This window comes from Pseudoalteromonas rubra (assembly GCF_005887095.1).
Lineage (GTDB): Bacteria > Pseudomonadota > Gammaproteobacteria > Enterobacterales > Alteromonadaceae > Pseudoalteromonas > Pseudoalteromonas rubra_E.
In genome coordinates, this window is record NZ_PNCI01000196.1 from 1 (window position 1) to 336 (window position 336).

Genomic DNA, 336 nt, shown 5'->3' on the forward strand with positions numbered 1-336 from the left:
AAAGTTATAGGAAATCGATTTTTTGATTTCGCTGTTTACTTCAACGCTGGCAGTTAAATCGCCCATATCAACATGGTAAGCACCTTCGCTTGCGCGTTGCTTAGCTTGGTCAAAATCCAGACCGGCTTTTGCGAATAGCTCTTTGGCTACATCCACAGTCACCCAGCCTTCCACCGCCACGCGGTCCATATTGTTGTTGTCTTTTTGGAAGCCAAACTGTGGGCCGCTCCACGAGTTTTCGACCACCGACCACGGATAAGATGCAGGTGCGGTCTCGTGCACAATAATAGCACCAGCAGCGCCTTGGCGGCTTGCTTCTTCGTATTTATATGTCCA

At 49.1% G+C, this 336-nt stretch carries 1 pseudogene; it reads right to left on the minus strand.

Features of this window, described 5'->3' with window-relative positions:
• A pseudogene (locus CWB99_RS23850) lies at nt 1-336 on the minus strand (peptidase M28); the annotation flags it as partial.